Here is a 13,911-nt window from a genome sequence, read left to right as displayed (position 1 = left end):
GAGGAAGGCGGTTGGCAAACCAGGGAGGAGACCAAGATGAGCCGCTACAAGTCAGTCGGATTCCTGCACGGCATGGTTTTGGGCGTGGCCCTGACGACCGCGACTGCGGCCTATGCCGAGACCTTGACGCTCTATTGGAACGCCGGCCACGCCTATCAAGCTTATGCCGATGCAATAGCAAAGTTCGAGGCCGATCATCCCGGATGGTCGGTGCAGTGGGAGAAATTCCAGTGGCCGGATATGCGCACCAAGCTGGTGGCGGATTTTGCTGCGAAGAGCCCGCCCGATCTCGTCGCCGAACCCGGCGGCTGGGTGCAGGAATTCGGCCAGCGGAATCTGCTGCGGCCGCTGAACGACTTCATCGAACAAGACGGCAAGGCGATCGGCTATCCCGACGACTGGCAAGCCTATTCCGTCGAGCGCAACAAACTCGGCGACCAGTACTATGGCGTCCAGATCCACCTCACCTGCGCCACCCTCGTGTACAACGTCGATATGCTTAAGCAGGCGGGCTTCGACACGCCGCCTGCGACCTGGGAGGAGTTCCTGAAGGTTGCCAAGGCGACGACGACCGGCGCCCGCTTCGGCTTCGCTCCCAACCCCAGCATCGGATATTATTCGTCGTGGCTGCTGCAGAACGGCGTAAGCTATTACGATCCCAAGACAAACAAGGTCAATCTCGACAGTCCTGAGGCGATCGAAGCGATCCAGTTCCTCGCCGACCTGATCCACAAGGAAAAAGCAGCGACCAAGCCGGCGGCGGGTGCTGACTATGAGGGTCCGCAAAAGCTGTTCACGGCCAACCGGGTCGCAATGATCATAACCGGTCCGTGGGACGTGAAGCCGATCCGCTCGGGCAACCCGAAGCTCAACTGGGCGGTTGCGCCATCACTCAAGCACAAGGTGCAGGCGACGTTCGCGGGCGGCGTCAGCGTGATGATCCCTAAGGACGCCAAGCACCCGAAGGAGGCCTGGGACTTGTTGAAGCGGCTCGTCGCGCTCGACACGGAACTAGCGGCTACCAAGGAAGCGGGCATGACGATGCCGCGCAAATCCTGGGCCGAAAACGCCGAGGTTCAGGCCGATCCGGTCATCGGCAGCTTCAGCAAATGCCTGCCTTACGCCCAAGACGTCACCGCCGAGCTGCGCCTCACCGGCAAGCACGCGCGAATCGAGAAGCGTCTGCAAAGTGCGCTCGAGGATATCATCTACAATCAGAAGCCAGCAGCCGAGATCATGCCGAAATTCGCGGCCGAGGCCAACGTCATCCTGGCCAACAACTAGGTCGATGTTTATCAGCGGCAGCACCGATACGGCCGATACGGACATTCGCGTCGGCGCGATGCCGACCCGGCGAGCTGCCCGCTTCAGCCGGCGCACCAGACAAACGCTTCTCGCTTACCTGCTGCTGTCGCCAGCAATCCTCTATTTCTCGGTCTATTTCTTCTATCCGATAGGACTGGAGTTTTGGGCGAGCCTGTACAGCGGCCAGCCGCTGATCGGCGAGAGCCGATTCGCCGGACTGGACAACTACGTTGCTGCCCTCGGCGACGCGCGCGTTCGGCAGTCGCTCTTCGTGACGCTGGCCTTCGCGATAGGCGTCACCGCGGCCAGCATCGCCATTGGCCTCGGACTGGCGGTCGTGCTCAACCGGCCGATCCCGGGGCGCACTCTGATCCGCGCAATCATCTTCTTTCCCTACATCACCTCCTTCGTGATCGTCGCGTTGATGTGGCAGGCAATTCTCGATCCCTACACTGGCATCTTGAACAGCTTCCTTGCCGAGCTTGGGCTGCCGACCCAGAATTGGCTCGGCGACACCTCGACCGCGCTGCCGACCCTCATCGCCATCACGGTCTGGAAGGATGTCGGCTATGCCATGCTGATCTACCTCTCCGCGTTGCAGTCGATCCCGTCCGACTTCTATGATGCCGCATCCATCGACGGCGCCACGCCGACGCAGCAATTCCGCTATCTGACCTGGCCGTTGTTGACGCCGACCACGCTGTTCATCGCGGTCGTCAGCACGATCAGCCAGCTGCAGGAGCTGGCGCCGGCCTACCTGATAACCAAGGGCGGACCGGCCGACGCGACGCGGTTCTTCAGCCTGCACGTGTTCGAGGCAGCCTTCTTCGAGCTCAACATCGGCTACGCCTCGGCGCTGTCTTTCCTGATGTTCCTGCTGATCCTGGCCATCACCTTCGTTCAGTTCCGCCTGCTCAACCGCGAAACCACCTATTGAGGTTGGCATGACATTCGCAAAAACGCTCCCGTCCTACCTACTGCTGCTCTTCTGCGTGGCGCTGTCGATCTTTCCGTTCCTCTACATGCTTTCGCTGTCGCTGCAGAGCGATGCCGACGTCTTCAGCGGCATTCCGATTCTGATCCCCGAGACGTGGCAATTCACGAATTACATCGACATCTGGCAGAAGGCGCCGTTCGCGCGTTTCACGCTCAACAGCTTCATCATCGCCGGCGGGATTACCTTCCTCCATCTGATCTTCGATCCGTTGATCGGCTACGTCTTCGCGAAGATGGAATTCGCCGGTAAGCGCGTCATGTTTGTCGCGGTGCTGTCGACGCTGATGATCCCATTCTTCATCCGCATGATCCCGCTCTATGTGCTCACCGCGCGGATGGGATGGCTCAACACCTATCAGGGCCTTATCCTTCCATTCGCCATGAGCGCCTACGGAATCTTCCTGATGCGGCAGTTCATCCGTCCGATTCCCGACGAGTTGCTTGACGCTGCACGGATGGACGGCTGCTCGGAACTCGGCCTTTACTGGCGCATCGTGCTGCCGCAGGTCCGTCCGGCACTGGCGACGCTGGCCCTCCTCACCTTCGTGTTCCAGTGGAACGAATTCCTCTGGCCGCTGGTCGCCGTCAACACCACCGAAATGCGGCCGATCACGACGGGACTGACGCTTTTCAACCAGGAATTCTTCACCCAGTGGAACCTGACGGCGACGGGCGGGATCATTCTCTTCATCCCGAGCCTGCTGCTGTTCCTCTTCACGCAGCGCTACTTCGTCCGCAGCGTGATGCTGGCAGGCATGAAATGACCATTCGGAGTTATTGCACCCTATGACGTCCCGCCGACCGAACGTGATCGTCTTCTTCACCGACCAGCAGCGTTGGGACACCGTTGGCGTCCATGGCAATCCGCTCCAGCTTACGCCAAATTTCGACCGCCTCGCCGGGATCGGCACGTTCGTGGCGAATTCGTTTACCTGCCAGCCCGTTTGCGGCCCCGCCCGCTCCGTCTTTCAGACGGGGCGGTACCCGACTACGACCGGCTGCTACCGTAACGATATCCCACTGCCTAAGAGCGAGCGCACGCTCGCGCATCATTTCGTCGCGGCAGGTTATGACACCGCCTACATCGGCAAGTGGCACCTGGGGTCCGCCGAGCCGGTCACCCAGGAAGAACGCGGCGGGTATCGCTACTGGCTGGCCTCCAACATCCTGGAGTTCACTTCCGGCCCCTTCGACACCGTCGTCCACGACAATGACGGCAAGGCGGTGAAGCTGCCGGGATACCGCGTCGATGCCCTAACCGACGCTGCAATCCGCTATGTCGCATCGAGGGAAGACGAGCCGTTCTTTCTATTCCTGTCCTTCCTCGAGCCGCATCACCAGAACCAGACGGACAACTACCCTGCCCCGCTCGGATACGAGGACAGGATCCGCAAGAAGCTCGCCATTCCCGGCGATCTCGCCGCACTTGGCGGCACGACAGCGGAACATTTCCCCGGCTATCTGGGCATGGTCGCACGCCTCGACGAGGCGTTTGGACGGCTGATCGAGGCGCTCTACAGCCTTGGCCGGCTTGACGACACGATCATCCTCTTCACCTCCGACCACGGATGTCACTTCAAGACCCGCAACAACGAATACAAGCGTTCCTGTCATGAGGCGTCGATCCGCGTGCCGACGCTATTCCACGGCCCCGGCTTCCAGCGCATCGGCACATATGAAGGCCTGGTCAGCCTCGTCGATCTCGCGCCGACCCTGCTCGCCGCGGCCGGCCTGAAAGTGCCCAATTCGATGCAGGGCGTCTCGCTGCTCGACGCGCTGCAGGGCGAACGGCCGCCGCGCGACGAGATATTCATTCAAATCAGCGAGCACCATGTCGGCCGCGCCTTGCGCACCAGACGGTGGAAATATGAGGTCGAGGCACCGGGAAAAGACGGCTGGCGGGATTCCGGCAGCGATTTCTATATCGAGGCGAGGCTCTACGACCTCGATGGCGATCCGAACGAGCTAACCAATCTCATAGCTTCGCCCGATCACGCAGAGACGCGTGCATGGCTGCGAGGCCGCATCGTTGCCCTGATGGAGGAGGCCGGCGAGGCAAGGCCCGAGATCCTTGCCGCCGGACATGGAAGCTGGAATGAAATCCGGCTGAGCGACAGCTGATCATGTCACGTCGCGCAGCGGATCCAACAATGCACGAGAGAAGTTCCGATCGCAGAAAGGCGCCGACCATGGCCGATGTCGCCCGGCGCGCCAATGTATCGACCGCTGCCGTGTCGTACCTGCTCAGCGGCGACAGCACGCGCCTGAAGTTCGTCGGCAAGGAGGCGCGGCAGCGCATCCTCGAGGCCGTCGCTGAGCTCAACTACGTGCAAAACCGCACCGCGCGGCAGCTGCGCCGCCAGCAGGCCGAGCGAATCTGCCTTGTACTGCCTCGTCTCGGCGTGCCGTTCAGCGACCGGATCGCGCAGGATATCCAATCTGCAGCGGCGCTGAGGGGATTTTCGACAATTGTCACCGCGGGAGACACCTTCGAGCGAACCGACCGGATCGTGAGGGAAATCGAGAGCGGGCTGGCAGACGGCATTATCGCCGACTGGCAGCATCTCTCCGAGCCCGAGGTGATGCTCTTGGCCGCGCGCCTGGCGGCCGCGGGCCGGCCAGCGGTGATCTTCCATCCGACCATCGAGCCGGCAGGCTTCTCGGTTGTGCGCCAGCATACTGGCAGGGCCGTCTTCGAGGCACTCGACTACCTCTACCGAACCGGCCATCGCTGCATCGCCTATATGGTGCATGAGCAAGCGGTGGACGGGAGCCGTCTCGCCGCCTATCGCAGCTTCCTGCAAGCACGCGGCCTTCCGCTGCGAGACAACCTGGTGATCGGCGGTGCAGAGGGGCGCAAAGCTGCGTTTGCCAATGCTACGGCGCTGGCCGCCCGCAAGGATCGGCCGACCGCGCTTTTCGTCGAATCCGATCTTGCTGCCGTGACCGCCCTGCACGCATTCGAGGAGGCCGGCCTCTCCGTGCCCGGCGACATTGCAGTCATCGGCTGCGGCAATATCGACGAGGGCGAATTCAGTCATCCGGCATTGACGACAATCGGCCCCGAAACTGCCCACTACGACCATCTTGCCGATCATCTGATCTCATTGATCTCGGCAACACCGGGCGCAATACCTACCCTTTTCAGCGTTTCGTGGCAGTTGGTCCGTCGCGCGTCCGCATGAGCAGGATCGCCGCTATTTGACGCCCACGCTTTCAGGCCAGAGGACCTGGATTTCCTTTGGCAGCGCATCCCGCACCTTTGCCGACTGGCCAAGGTCGATATGCCGTGCAAGCACACGCAGCACTGAGCGTGCCGCATCCTCGGGATCGACAGGACGGGTCGATTTCAATTCATCGGCGATGTGTTGCAGGAACTTCTCGAGCGAGCGTGTCTTGTCGGGCATGTCGGCGGGCCGATAGCGATCATAGTAGGCGCCGCGCACGAGCAGCGGCAGTTCCGCTCCCAAGTTGGCCGCCAGTCCGATCTGCAGCCTGTCCCGAAGGGTTCGCAGAACGGCGCCCAATGTATGCCAGGCCACGTGTCGATCCGGACCAAGATCCGCCATGATCTCGTCAAGCCAGATGTTTGTTATTTGCAGCGTTTTGTCAAAAACGTCCAAGCCGGTTGCGCTCATCGTCGCCTCCTCGAAAGGTTCTGCGGGCGAAACGGCGACCGGAGATTATTGTTTCGTGGTCCTGTGAAAATCGTCCTGGCAAAGCGGCGGAAACCGGTTCGGTCGGAGAGCCTGTCGGCGTCAGGTCTGCTCGACCTCTGCATCTGCTGGATTTCGGCGATCTGTCGGAAGCGGCCGTTTTCCACCCCGTTGAGTGCAGTCACAGCGGCCAGATTGTCGCCCTTTTCATCCCACCGCACCGGCTCGCGATAGGCGTTTCCCCTGAAACGGATATCGCGCACCGCCGCCAGAACGTCGCGCCGGCTCGGATATCCCTTGGATACAGTGCTGGCGTCTTTGATCGCGGCAAGGAGAAGGCAGGCCGAATCGTAGGCATTCACGGCATAATTGCGCTTCGGCTTCGCCGTCCGACGATCTCGCCAGCTTCGGCGAGCGTCGCTTCCAAGCAATCCCTTCGCGCGTCAACGACGCCCGTTCAACCTTCCCACAGTTGTATTCGGCGCCCTGCGTTCCGATCATTAAAGTCGTCTTTGCTGATCCGAAAGGTGGTTGTCCTCCGTCTAACTGAGCTTGCGCTCATCGGTTCCGAACGCCGTCAGCAATGAGACCAGTCCTCACGTTGCCCGAGCCCGGGTATCTCTTGACTGACTGAGCGGCCCGCGCCGACAATGGCATTGGGAAGATGGCGGGATGGCGCCCACGGTGTTCGGCACCACTTGGCGATCAAGCTGCGAAAGGGCTGTCATGGATTGGAAGCTGGAACTGGTCCCGGTCCCCGTATCGGACGTCGATAGAGCAATTGCCTTTTATGTTGGGAAGGTCGGCTTTCATCTCGATCACGACCACACCGTAAGCGACGAGATACGTTTCGTGCAATTGACGCCGCCCGGTTCGGCCTGTTCGATTGCCATGGGCAAGGGCCTCGTCGACAGCCCCCCGGGATCCATAAGGGGCCTGCAACTGGTCGTGCCCGATGTCGATGAGGCACACCGGTACCTGGCCGCTCAAGGTATCGAGGTCAGCGATATCAAGGATTTTCCCTGGGGCAGATTTGTCTTCTTTGAGGATCCCGACGGCAACACCTGGTCTGTCCAGCAACTTCCACCTCGCAGCTGAGGTGGCGCGCTGCGGCACGGTCGTGCCCCGACACAGATAGCGCGGGATGCACGGTTCAATTCGAACGCATCCCGGCCTAACGCCTCTTCTCGTCGAAGGCGGCATTCCAATTGTGATAAGGCGCGCGATAGGTGGGGATGCGGTCCTCGACATCGGCAAGCGCTTCGAACGGTTTGTGCGGTTCGGCCTGATACCAGAAGGCGACCGACGAAATGTCGTCCGAGCGGCGATTGGCGTGACCGTGCTCGATGGTCACCCGGATGCGTTTGTGGAAGATGACCGGGTCCTCTATGTGCCAGCGATAGAGCGTAACCGGCTCGGTCCAGTTCGGCCCGCCGGCGGCGATGATGCCGTGATAGGGCGCGCTGTAGTCCTGTGTCGGGCACCATGCCGTATTGAAATAATCTTCCGTGCCGGTGCCGTGCAGCGTCGGCGGCCAGGCATCGTTGGCGCCGGGGCCGGTCTCGCCGCGATCGTCGATCAGTTCGGCCTTCGGTCCGATGCGCGGATCGGGCTTGCGCACTGTATCCGGCACGGAAATGCCCGGCTCGCCATCGACGAAGATCATGTCGTCGCCCTCGCCATACCAGTCCCATAGTGCGGAACGCCGCCGCGAATAGACGGAATAGAGCACGCCGACATAGTGGCCATGACCTTCCGCCTCCAGGATGGTGTAGTTGCCGTTCCCGTCGGTGTTTTCCCCGCCAAACAGGACCTGCTCGTTGGCCAGCCCCGTCTCGTCTATGCCATCAGGTCGCTGCTGCCTGTATTGGGCGTGGAAGCGGCCCAGGCCTTCCTCGAGTTCCTCATGCAGTTCGAGATCGACATAGTAATAGAAAAGCAGGTCGTCCTCAGCCTCATTGGTGACGGTGAAGCGCATGTGGCTGGCAAACGGCATCGGAAAGTAGCAGTTGAAGGCCTTGCCATCCTCTGGACTTGCCTGCACCGGCAGGCTGGCAAAATTGCGCGTGCGGGCGTGGCCCATGCCGAAGAAATCGCCGATCGGCGTTTCGATGCTCGGATATTCCTCGCCATCCCAGTAAGCGCGCAGCACGATCTTGCGCAGGAAGTCCTCACTCTTGCAGGCGAGCGTCGCCCAGATATGCGTGACGATGCCGGCACCGTCATGCTCGGCAATCACCACCGTCTGGCCGGGTTCAATATGCAGCCGGTCGTCATTGCCGCCGGTGCGGTCGTAGCTTGAGAACCGGCGGGTTTTGGCGTCGCGCAATTTGGCGAGCCCGCGAAGCGGCGACAGGCCGGCATTATCCATGTGTTTCTCCTCTTGCTTCAGCGGTTATTTCAGGCCGTTTGTCTTGATGGATTCCATGATCTGGCGCTGGAAGATCACGAAGAGGACCAGCATCGGCACGGCGACGATGGTCGAGGCGGCCATGACGTAATTCCAGGCGGCGGCGTACTGGCTCTTGAAATTTGCTATCGCAACCTGCACCACCCAGAGATCGAGGTCGGAGGTGATCGTCAGCGGCCACAGGAAAGCGTTCCAGTTGGCGAGGAAGAACAGGATCGCGAGCGCCGACAGGATCGGCCGGCTGAGCGGCAGGATGATGCTCCAATAGATGCGCCAGTAGCCGGCGCCGTCCATGATCGCGGCTTCTTCCAACTCCCTGGGCAGCGACAGGTAGTATTGCCTGAGCAGAAAGATGCCGAACGCGTTGAAGATCGCCGGAATGATCAGCCCGGCATAGCTGTCCAGCATATGCAGCGTCCGCGTCAAAATGAACAGCGGCACGATGATTACCGGCAGCGACACCAGGAAGGTCGAGAACATGGCGAGGAACAGAATGTCGCGGCCCGGAAAACGCAGCCGTGCGAGCGAATAGCCGGCCATCGAATGGAAGAACAGCGCAGCGACGGTTACTGTGGCCGACACAAAGAACGAATTGAAGAGATAGCGCAGGAACGGCACCTCGGTCAGTACGTAGAGGAAATTGCCGAGCGTCGGCCGTTCCGGAATGAGGCTCGGCGTGAAGACGTCGCTCGCCGGCTTGAGCGAGATGACCAGCATCCAGACAAGCGGGAATACCGTCATCAGGCCAAGTGCGGCGGTTGCCAGCATCCAGGCAAGTCTCGCCGCCCGTATCTGCGAACGGCCGGAAGGAGTTCGGCCGTCAGTCATGCTCGAAGCGTCCGCCGCGCGTCAGCACGAAGAAGAAGACCGTGACCAGCATCAGCGCCAGCACCAGCAGCGATGCCATTGCCGATGCATAGCCGAACGCGCCGAACTGGAATGCCTGCTTGTAGATGTAGATGATCAGCACCGAGGTCGAATTGACCGGACCGCCTTTGGTCATCACATAGATCAGGTCGAAGACCTGGCCGCCGGCGACAGCCGCGACGAGCGAGACCAGGAGGACGAAGAAGCTGGTCGGCTTGAGCAAGGGCAAAGTAATGTACCAGAAGCTTGTCACCGGCCCGGCACCGTCGATCTTTGCGGCTTCGTAGTACTCTGCCGGGATGTCCTGGAGCCCGCCGAGGAAGATCAGCATGTAGAAACCCATCAGGAACCAGACGCTGACCAGCACCAGCGTGAACAGCGCCAGATTTGGATCGCCGAGCAGCGAAATTCCGCCGAGGCCGACGAGCGGCGCCAGCCGGCTGACGATGCCGACCTTTTCGACCAGCATGAGCTGCCACACGAGCGCCACCACGACCAGGCTGACCATCTGCGGCGCAAAGAACATCGAGCGCATGACCGCGTTGAAGCGGTTGGTCTTCTGCACCAGAAGCGCCAGTCCCAGTCCGGCGACGTAGAGCGCCGGCACCAGCATGACGGCATAAGCTACCGTCACCTTCACGGACGACCAGAACAGCGGGTCGCCCCACATGCGCCTGTAATTGCCGAACCCGACGAACCTGTAGCCGCCGAAGCCGTTGACCTCGAAGAACCCGACTACGAGCGACAGCAGCATCGGCACGCCGACGAACACCAGCAGGCCAAGCGCATCGGGCAGGACGAACAGCCATGCGGCGCAGCGCTCCCTTTGCTTGGCGGTGAGGCCGCGGGCGGAATTCGCGCCCGCGGCTGGCGGTTTCATCTGATCCATGCTGGAAAGGGCCTAAAGGATCGGCGCGCCGGAATAGGAAGCGAGGAACGCATCGAGTTGCTGACTGGCCGTCGTCGCCGCCTGCTGGGCATCGACCCCGCCAAGCTGTGCCGACTGGATGGCGTCGGAGATGATCTTGTAGGCCTCCGGCGGAACCCGCGGCTCGGCGCGCGTCCCCGGATGGATCTCCTTGGCGAAGGTGCCGAACTTGCCGGTGCTGAAGACATCGGCGCCGGCCTTCAGCGCGCTGTTGCGCGGCGGCATGTCGCTCTTGGCGACAGTGCACCAGTTGACGACCCGGTCGATCGAGGCCTGGTCCATTGAGGCCAGCGCCCAGGCGCAGAACTGGGCGGAGGCATCTGGGTTCTTGCCTCCGGCATTGGCGACAAAGGCCCAGCCACCGCCGACGGTGACGTATTTGCCATTGGCCGGTGTCGGCAATTTGAAGATGCCGTAGGGCACGTCCTTGGCGTTGTTGTCCATCGCCGAAATGCCCCAGATGCCGCAGTTCTGCATGGCGCACAGCCCTGCCCCGAGATTGGCGACTATGTCGAAGCCGCCGCCGACCACCTGACGCGGCGCCACGCCGGTATTGATGGCATCCTGCCAGAGTTTCAGCGCCTGGACGGTGGCCGGCGAATCGAAGGCGCTCTTGCCGTCCTTGCCCTGGAATTCGCCGCCGCCCTGCCACAGGAACGGATACCAGGTGAAGTTCTGGTAATAGCCGGGAGTCGTTTCGAACAGCACGCCGTAGCGACTGGGCGTCGTCAGCTTTTTGGCGACCGCCAACAGCTCGTCCCAGGTCTTCGGCACGTCGTTCTCGTTGAGCTTTGCATCCTCGAACGCTTTGACCGAATAGTAGAAGGCCATCGGCTCGACTTCCATCGGCACACCGTAGATCTTGCCGTCCACCATGCGGTTGGCGATGACGCTTTCCGGGAAATCGGCTTTGGCGGCATCCTCGATATGCGGCGTCAGGTCGGCAAGCACGCCGCCATTGTAATAACGCAGGAAATCGCCGGGGCTGATGAGGAAGATGTCAGGGCCCTCGCCCGACGCGAAGGCCGTTGCCAGCTTGGAACCGGAGATGTATTCGCTGTTGACGACATATTCGAGCTCGACCTTCTGGTCGTGGCCGTCGTTCCAGTCGGCCACCAGCTTTTCGAACCACTGGACCTGCGGCTTCACGTCTCCGCCAGGCGCATAGAACTGCCAGAATTTCAGCGGCGCTTCCTGAGCGCGCACGGCCATCCTGTTGATGAACGGGAAGCCTGTGAGGCCGGCGGCAGCGAAAGTGGCGCCGCCCTGGATCAGCCGACGACGGTTCAGGCTGGCCAATGGCCGGTCGCGGGTCGTTTTGTCAGTCATCAATTCCTCCCTTGGATGTTGTTCGGTCGAACGTTGGCGAAGGGACCTCCGTTCCCTTTGCCGGCATCTGGCGTCACGCGCTGTCGAATGGGCTCAACGCGCATGGGATCACTTCGGTGCGCGGCGCGCTCTCGACTTTGCCACCCAGCCGTTCGAGCAGCATTTCCGTGGCGCGCTTGGCAAGCATTGTCGGACTGTTGCCGACACGGGTCAGCTTCGGCCTGACATATTCCAGTTGAGGCAGGTCATCGAAGACTGCGATGGCGATATCCTGAGGGATATTGATCCCATGGTCGTAGAATTCGGTCAGCGCACCGGAGGCCATCAGATAATTGGCGAAGAACATCGCCGACGGCAGGTTTCCGCCGTGCTTCTCCCTGAGCCAGGTGACCGCTTCCCGCCCTGACGGGGCAAGATAGCTTCCCTCGAACCGCAGATCGGCGGAGATTGGCACGCCATTGTGGGCGAGCCCTTTTTCGAAGCCGGCAGCACGCGCCATCGCCTCCTTGAAAAAGGATGGCCCGGTGACATGGGCGACGCGGCGATGGCCCCTCTTCGCCAGATACTCGCCCATCAGATAGCCGCCGCCGAAATCGTCCAGCTGGACGCTGTCGACAGCATGGTTCGGCAGATGGCCGATGAAGACGGCGGGCAGATCGAGGCTGAGCAGTTCGCTGTGCATGCCGTGCAGCGCGAAGTCGGCAACGATGACGCCGTCGACCCGCTTGCGCCCTATCTGGCGCAAATACTCGCGGCCGTGATCCTGTGAATGTCCGCCCGGCACGTCGGTGTTGAAGATCAGCATGTCGAGGCCGACCACTTCGAGCGTCGACTGCGCCGTTTTCACCAGCTCCGGATAGAACGGGTTGCGGATGTCCGGGATCAGCATCGCGACGATGTTGGTGCGGCCGGTGCGCAGACTTTGCGCCTGCGGGTTCGGCGTGTAGCCGAGTTCGTCGATCGCCGCTTGTACGCGTTCACGCAGCGATTTCGATACCCGGTCCGCATGGTTGATGACATGCGACACGGTCGTGCGCGACACGCCCGCTCGCGTGGCAACTTTGGAAATCGTGCTCATGATGACAGGTTATGAGCACATGAATGCATTTGCAAATCGATTTTACCGATGTCTCGCAAATCAGGCGGATTGCGCAAAATGCCAAAAGAAAAGGCCGGACTGTTAAGCCCGGCCAAGTGTGAAGGTCTATAACCTCCAGAGGGGAACGCGCCGGACGCAATGGGAGGAGACATCCGACGCAATTCGCATATGGGTCTGTATTGGTGGAGTTTCAACGATGCGGCAGTAGACCAACGGCGTTGCTGCCATAGAGCCAGAAACGCAAAGCATTCGAAGGGGGCGGTGGATCGCAGCTGCCAGTTGGACACAAAGGTCGCCGAATGCAGGGTGGCTCCTGGCATAGGGACTTCAGTCTGTAGGCCTATCGACTAAGGACCCGCACAGCCAAACTTTGGTCCGAGGCTGCTATCGCAAAAGCCCGAAATGCGAGAGTTTCAGGAACTGAGTTCCGAGGAGCCCCGTTGCGATGCCGACTGTTACAGGAGGCCGCCATGGACCCGAGCATTCACCAGGCACGTTGGCTGCTTTTTCCGTTATTTGGCCTGTGTTTCGGGATCGCGGCCATTGGATTTATTGTTGGCTGACAGTGGGAACTCGGCGCTATCGCGGAGAGACGCAACCACGGGAAGGCAAAAGACTTGCGCAGTAAATAGTCCCTTCCTGCGCTAGCGAGACCCACCAGTTACCATCGTGGGACTGGTGGGCCTTGACGTTCCGGACGCAAACCATTGTTTTAAGCATCACACGAATTCGAACAGGAGGCAGTACGACAAAGCCGTATGATTAAGGGGAGTTCCGACATGCGACTGACAAGTTCATTGATGACGACCCGGAAACGAAGGACCGGATCTTCACGAGGACGTCATGTCGGCATTTCTGTAGTCGTCTTGACCTTCATTCTCGTCGTGAGCCCCTATCGCGTCGTGGTCGATGGATCATCGCAGCCGCTCGGCCCGCAGGCTGCCTGGGCCAAAGATGGCGGGAACGGCAATGGCGGGAACGGGAATGGGAACGGCAATTCGGGCAATTCGGGTGGAAACTCCGGCAATTCGAACTCGAACGCTGGTGCCGGCAAGGGCAAAGCAAAGTCGCAGGACGACAATCTCCCTGATCCCGCCCCTGCGGTAAACCCCGATAGCAAGCCAAAACTCTTTGTCAACGCATCCACAGGAGACCGGGTCGAGGTGAGCGGCCCGAGCATTGGCGTGGTGCATTCGAACGGACTCAGTGAGCGCATCGACAGCGACCAATATGAAATGCGGGATGCCGAGGGCCGCATCATCATTCGGCGCCTGGCGACGCGTTCCGATCGGGACAGGTTGCTTGGAATGATCAACTGAGG

14 protein-coding genes are annotated in these 13,911 nt (G+C 61.0%); 7 read left to right on the top strand and 7 right to left on the bottom strand.

The features are described from left to right. Window positions 1–36 precede the first annotated feature (36 nt). The 5 genes from X773_RS48090 to X773_RS48070 all read left to right on the top strand — a co-directional run bounded on the left by X773_RS48090 (window position 37) and on the right by X773_RS48070 (window position 5,486). Window positions 37–1,284: a sugar ABC transporter substrate-binding protein gene (locus X773_RS48090; RefSeq protein ID WP_245274640.1), complete on the top strand. Its 1,248-nt coding sequence runs from the start codon at window positions 37–39 to the stop codon at window positions 1,282–1,284. Window positions 1,285–1,288: 4 nt separating this feature from the next. Next, on the top strand, window positions 1,289–2,242 hold the full coding sequence (locus tag X773_RS48085; RefSeq protein WP_023675501.1) for a sugar ABC transporter permease: 954 nt from the start codon (window positions 1,289–1,291) through the stop codon (window positions 2,240–2,242). Between the two features lie 7 nt (window positions 2,243–2,249). Further along, window positions 2,250–3,065, top strand: coding sequence for a carbohydrate ABC transporter permease (locus X773_RS48080; protein WP_023675500.1), 816 nt, complete (start codon window positions 2,250–2,252; stop codon window positions 3,063–3,065). A gap of 22 nt (window positions 3,066–3,087) precedes the next feature. After that, window positions 3,088–4,422, top strand: a complete 1,335-nt coding sequence (locus tag X773_RS48075) for a sulfatase-like hydrolase/transferase (RefSeq protein WP_023675499.1) — start codon at window positions 3,088–3,090, stop codon at window positions 4,420–4,422. 68 nt (window positions 4,423–4,490) lie between these two features. Beyond that, window positions 4,491–5,486, top strand: a complete 996-nt coding sequence (locus tag X773_RS48070) for a LacI family DNA-binding transcriptional regulator (protein ID WP_023675498.1) — start codon at window positions 4,491–4,493, stop codon at window positions 5,484–5,486. A 12-nt stretch (window positions 5,487–5,498) separates the two neighbouring features. Here X773_RS48070 and X773_RS48065 read toward each other — a convergent pair whose 3' ends face one another. Continuing rightward, entirely contained in the window at window positions 5,499–5,939 is a 441-nt protein-coding gene (locus tag X773_RS48065) for a DUF2267 domain-containing protein (protein ID WP_023675497.1), read from the bottom strand. Then, on the bottom strand, window positions 5,936–6,319 hold the full coding sequence (locus X773_RS48060) for a hypothetical protein (protein ID WP_023675496.1): 384 nt from the start codon (window positions 6,317–6,319) through the stop codon (window positions 5,936–5,938). Before X773_RS48060 ends, X773_RS48065 begins: the two co-directional genes overlap by 4 nt. Window positions 6,320–6,629: 310 nt before the next feature. Between X773_RS48060 and X773_RS48055 the strand changes: the two genes are divergently transcribed. Further along, complete coding sequence (locus X773_RS48055; protein WP_245274639.1) at window positions 6,630–7,055, top strand: VOC family protein; 426 nt, start codon at window positions 6,630–6,632, stop codon at window positions 7,053–7,055. A 76-nt stretch (window positions 7,056–7,131) separates the two neighbouring features. Here X773_RS48055 and X773_RS48050 read toward each other — a convergent pair whose 3' ends face one another. The 5 genes from X773_RS48050 to X773_RS48030 form a co-directional block, all read right to left on the bottom strand. Beyond that, a complete protein-coding gene (locus X773_RS48050; RefSeq protein ID WP_023675494.1) occupies window positions 7,132–8,328 on the bottom strand; it encodes a glycoside hydrolase family 172 protein in 1,197 nt (398 codons plus the stop codon). Window positions 8,329–8,352: 24 nt separating this feature from the next. Next, the gene (locus tag X773_RS48045; protein ID WP_023675493.1) at window positions 8,353–9,195 is read right to left on the bottom strand and encodes a carbohydrate ABC transporter permease; all 843 of its coding nucleotides are present in this window, start codon (window positions 9,193–9,195) and stop codon (window positions 8,353–8,355) included. After that, complete coding sequence (locus X773_RS48040; RefSeq protein WP_031211400.1) at window positions 9,188–10,114, bottom strand: sugar ABC transporter permease; 927 nt, start codon at window positions 10,112–10,114, stop codon at window positions 9,188–9,190. The genes X773_RS48045 and X773_RS48040 overlap by 8 nt, the downstream gene beginning before the upstream one ends. Window positions 10,115–10,135: 21 nt before the next feature. Then, window positions 10,136–11,491, bottom strand: coding sequence for a sugar ABC transporter substrate-binding protein (locus X773_RS48035; RefSeq protein ID WP_023675491.1), 1,356 nt, complete (start codon window positions 11,489–11,491; stop codon window positions 10,136–10,138). A 73-nt stretch (window positions 11,492–11,564) separates the two neighbouring features. Next, the gene (locus X773_RS48030; RefSeq protein ID WP_023675490.1) at window positions 11,565–12,569 is read right to left on the bottom strand and encodes a LacI family DNA-binding transcriptional regulator; all 1,005 of its coding nucleotides are present in this window, start codon (window positions 12,567–12,569) and stop codon (window positions 11,565–11,567) included. A gap of 887 nt (window positions 12,570–13,456) precedes the next feature. Here X773_RS48030 and X773_RS48025 point away from each other — a divergent pair. After that, entirely contained in the window at window positions 13,457–13,909 is a 453-nt protein-coding gene (locus X773_RS48025; protein ID WP_023675489.1) for a hypothetical protein, read from the top strand. Window positions 13,910–13,911 lie beyond the last annotated feature (2 nt).

Origin of the sequence: Mesorhizobium sp. LSJC280B00 (assembly GCF_000502835.1) — a bacterium.
Taxonomy (GTDB): Bacteria; Pseudomonadota; Alphaproteobacteria; order Rhizobiales; family Rhizobiaceae; genus Mesorhizobium.
Note: the sequence above shows the minus strand (reverse complement) of the source record. Positions and strands in the feature narration are given on the sequence as shown.

Excerpts from the sequence above, each read along its gene's own strand:
- X773_RS48090 (WP_245274640.1), top strand. The coding sequence starts at position 37 with ATGAGCCGCTACAAGTCAGTCGGATTCCTGCACGGCATGGTTTTGGGC.
- X773_RS48085 (WP_023675501.1), top strand. The coding sequence starts at position 1,289 with ATGTTTATCAGCGGCAGCACCGATACGGCCGATACGGACATTCGCGTC.
- X773_RS48080 (WP_023675500.1), top strand. The coding sequence starts at position 2,250 with ATGACATTCGCAAAAACGCTCCCGTCCTACCTACTGCTGCTCTTCTGC.
- X773_RS48075 (WP_023675499.1), top strand. The coding sequence starts at position 3,088 with ATGACGTCCCGCCGACCGAACGTGATCGTCTTCTTCACCGACCAGCAG.
- X773_RS48070 (WP_023675498.1), top strand. The coding sequence starts at position 4,491 with ATGGCCGATGTCGCCCGGCGCGCCAATGTATCGACCGCTGCCGTGTCG.
- X773_RS48065 (WP_023675497.1), bottom strand. The coding sequence starts at position 5,939 with ATGAGCGCAACCGGCTTGGACGTTTTTGACAAAACGCTGCAAATAACA.
- X773_RS48055 (WP_245274639.1), top strand. The coding sequence starts at position 6,630 with ATGGCGCCCACGGTGTTCGGCACCACTTGGCGATCAAGCTGCGAAAGG.
- X773_RS48050 (WP_023675494.1), bottom strand. The coding sequence starts at position 8,328 with ATGGATAATGCCGGCCTGTCGCCGCTTCGCGGGCTCGCCAAATTGCGC.
- X773_RS48045 (WP_023675493.1), bottom strand. The coding sequence starts at position 9,195 with ATGACTGACGGCCGAACTCCTTCCGGCCGTTCGCAGATACGGGCGGCG.
- X773_RS48040 (WP_031211400.1), bottom strand. The coding sequence starts at position 10,114 with ATGAAACCGCCAGCCGCGGGCGCGAATTCCGCCCGCGGCCTCACCGCC.
- X773_RS48035 (WP_023675491.1), bottom strand. The coding sequence starts at position 11,491 with ATGACTGACAAAACGACCCGCGACCGGCCATTGGCCAGCCTGAACCGT.
- X773_RS48030 (WP_023675490.1), bottom strand. The coding sequence starts at position 12,569 with ATGAGCACGATTTCCAAAGTTGCCACGCGAGCGGGCGTGTCGCGCACG.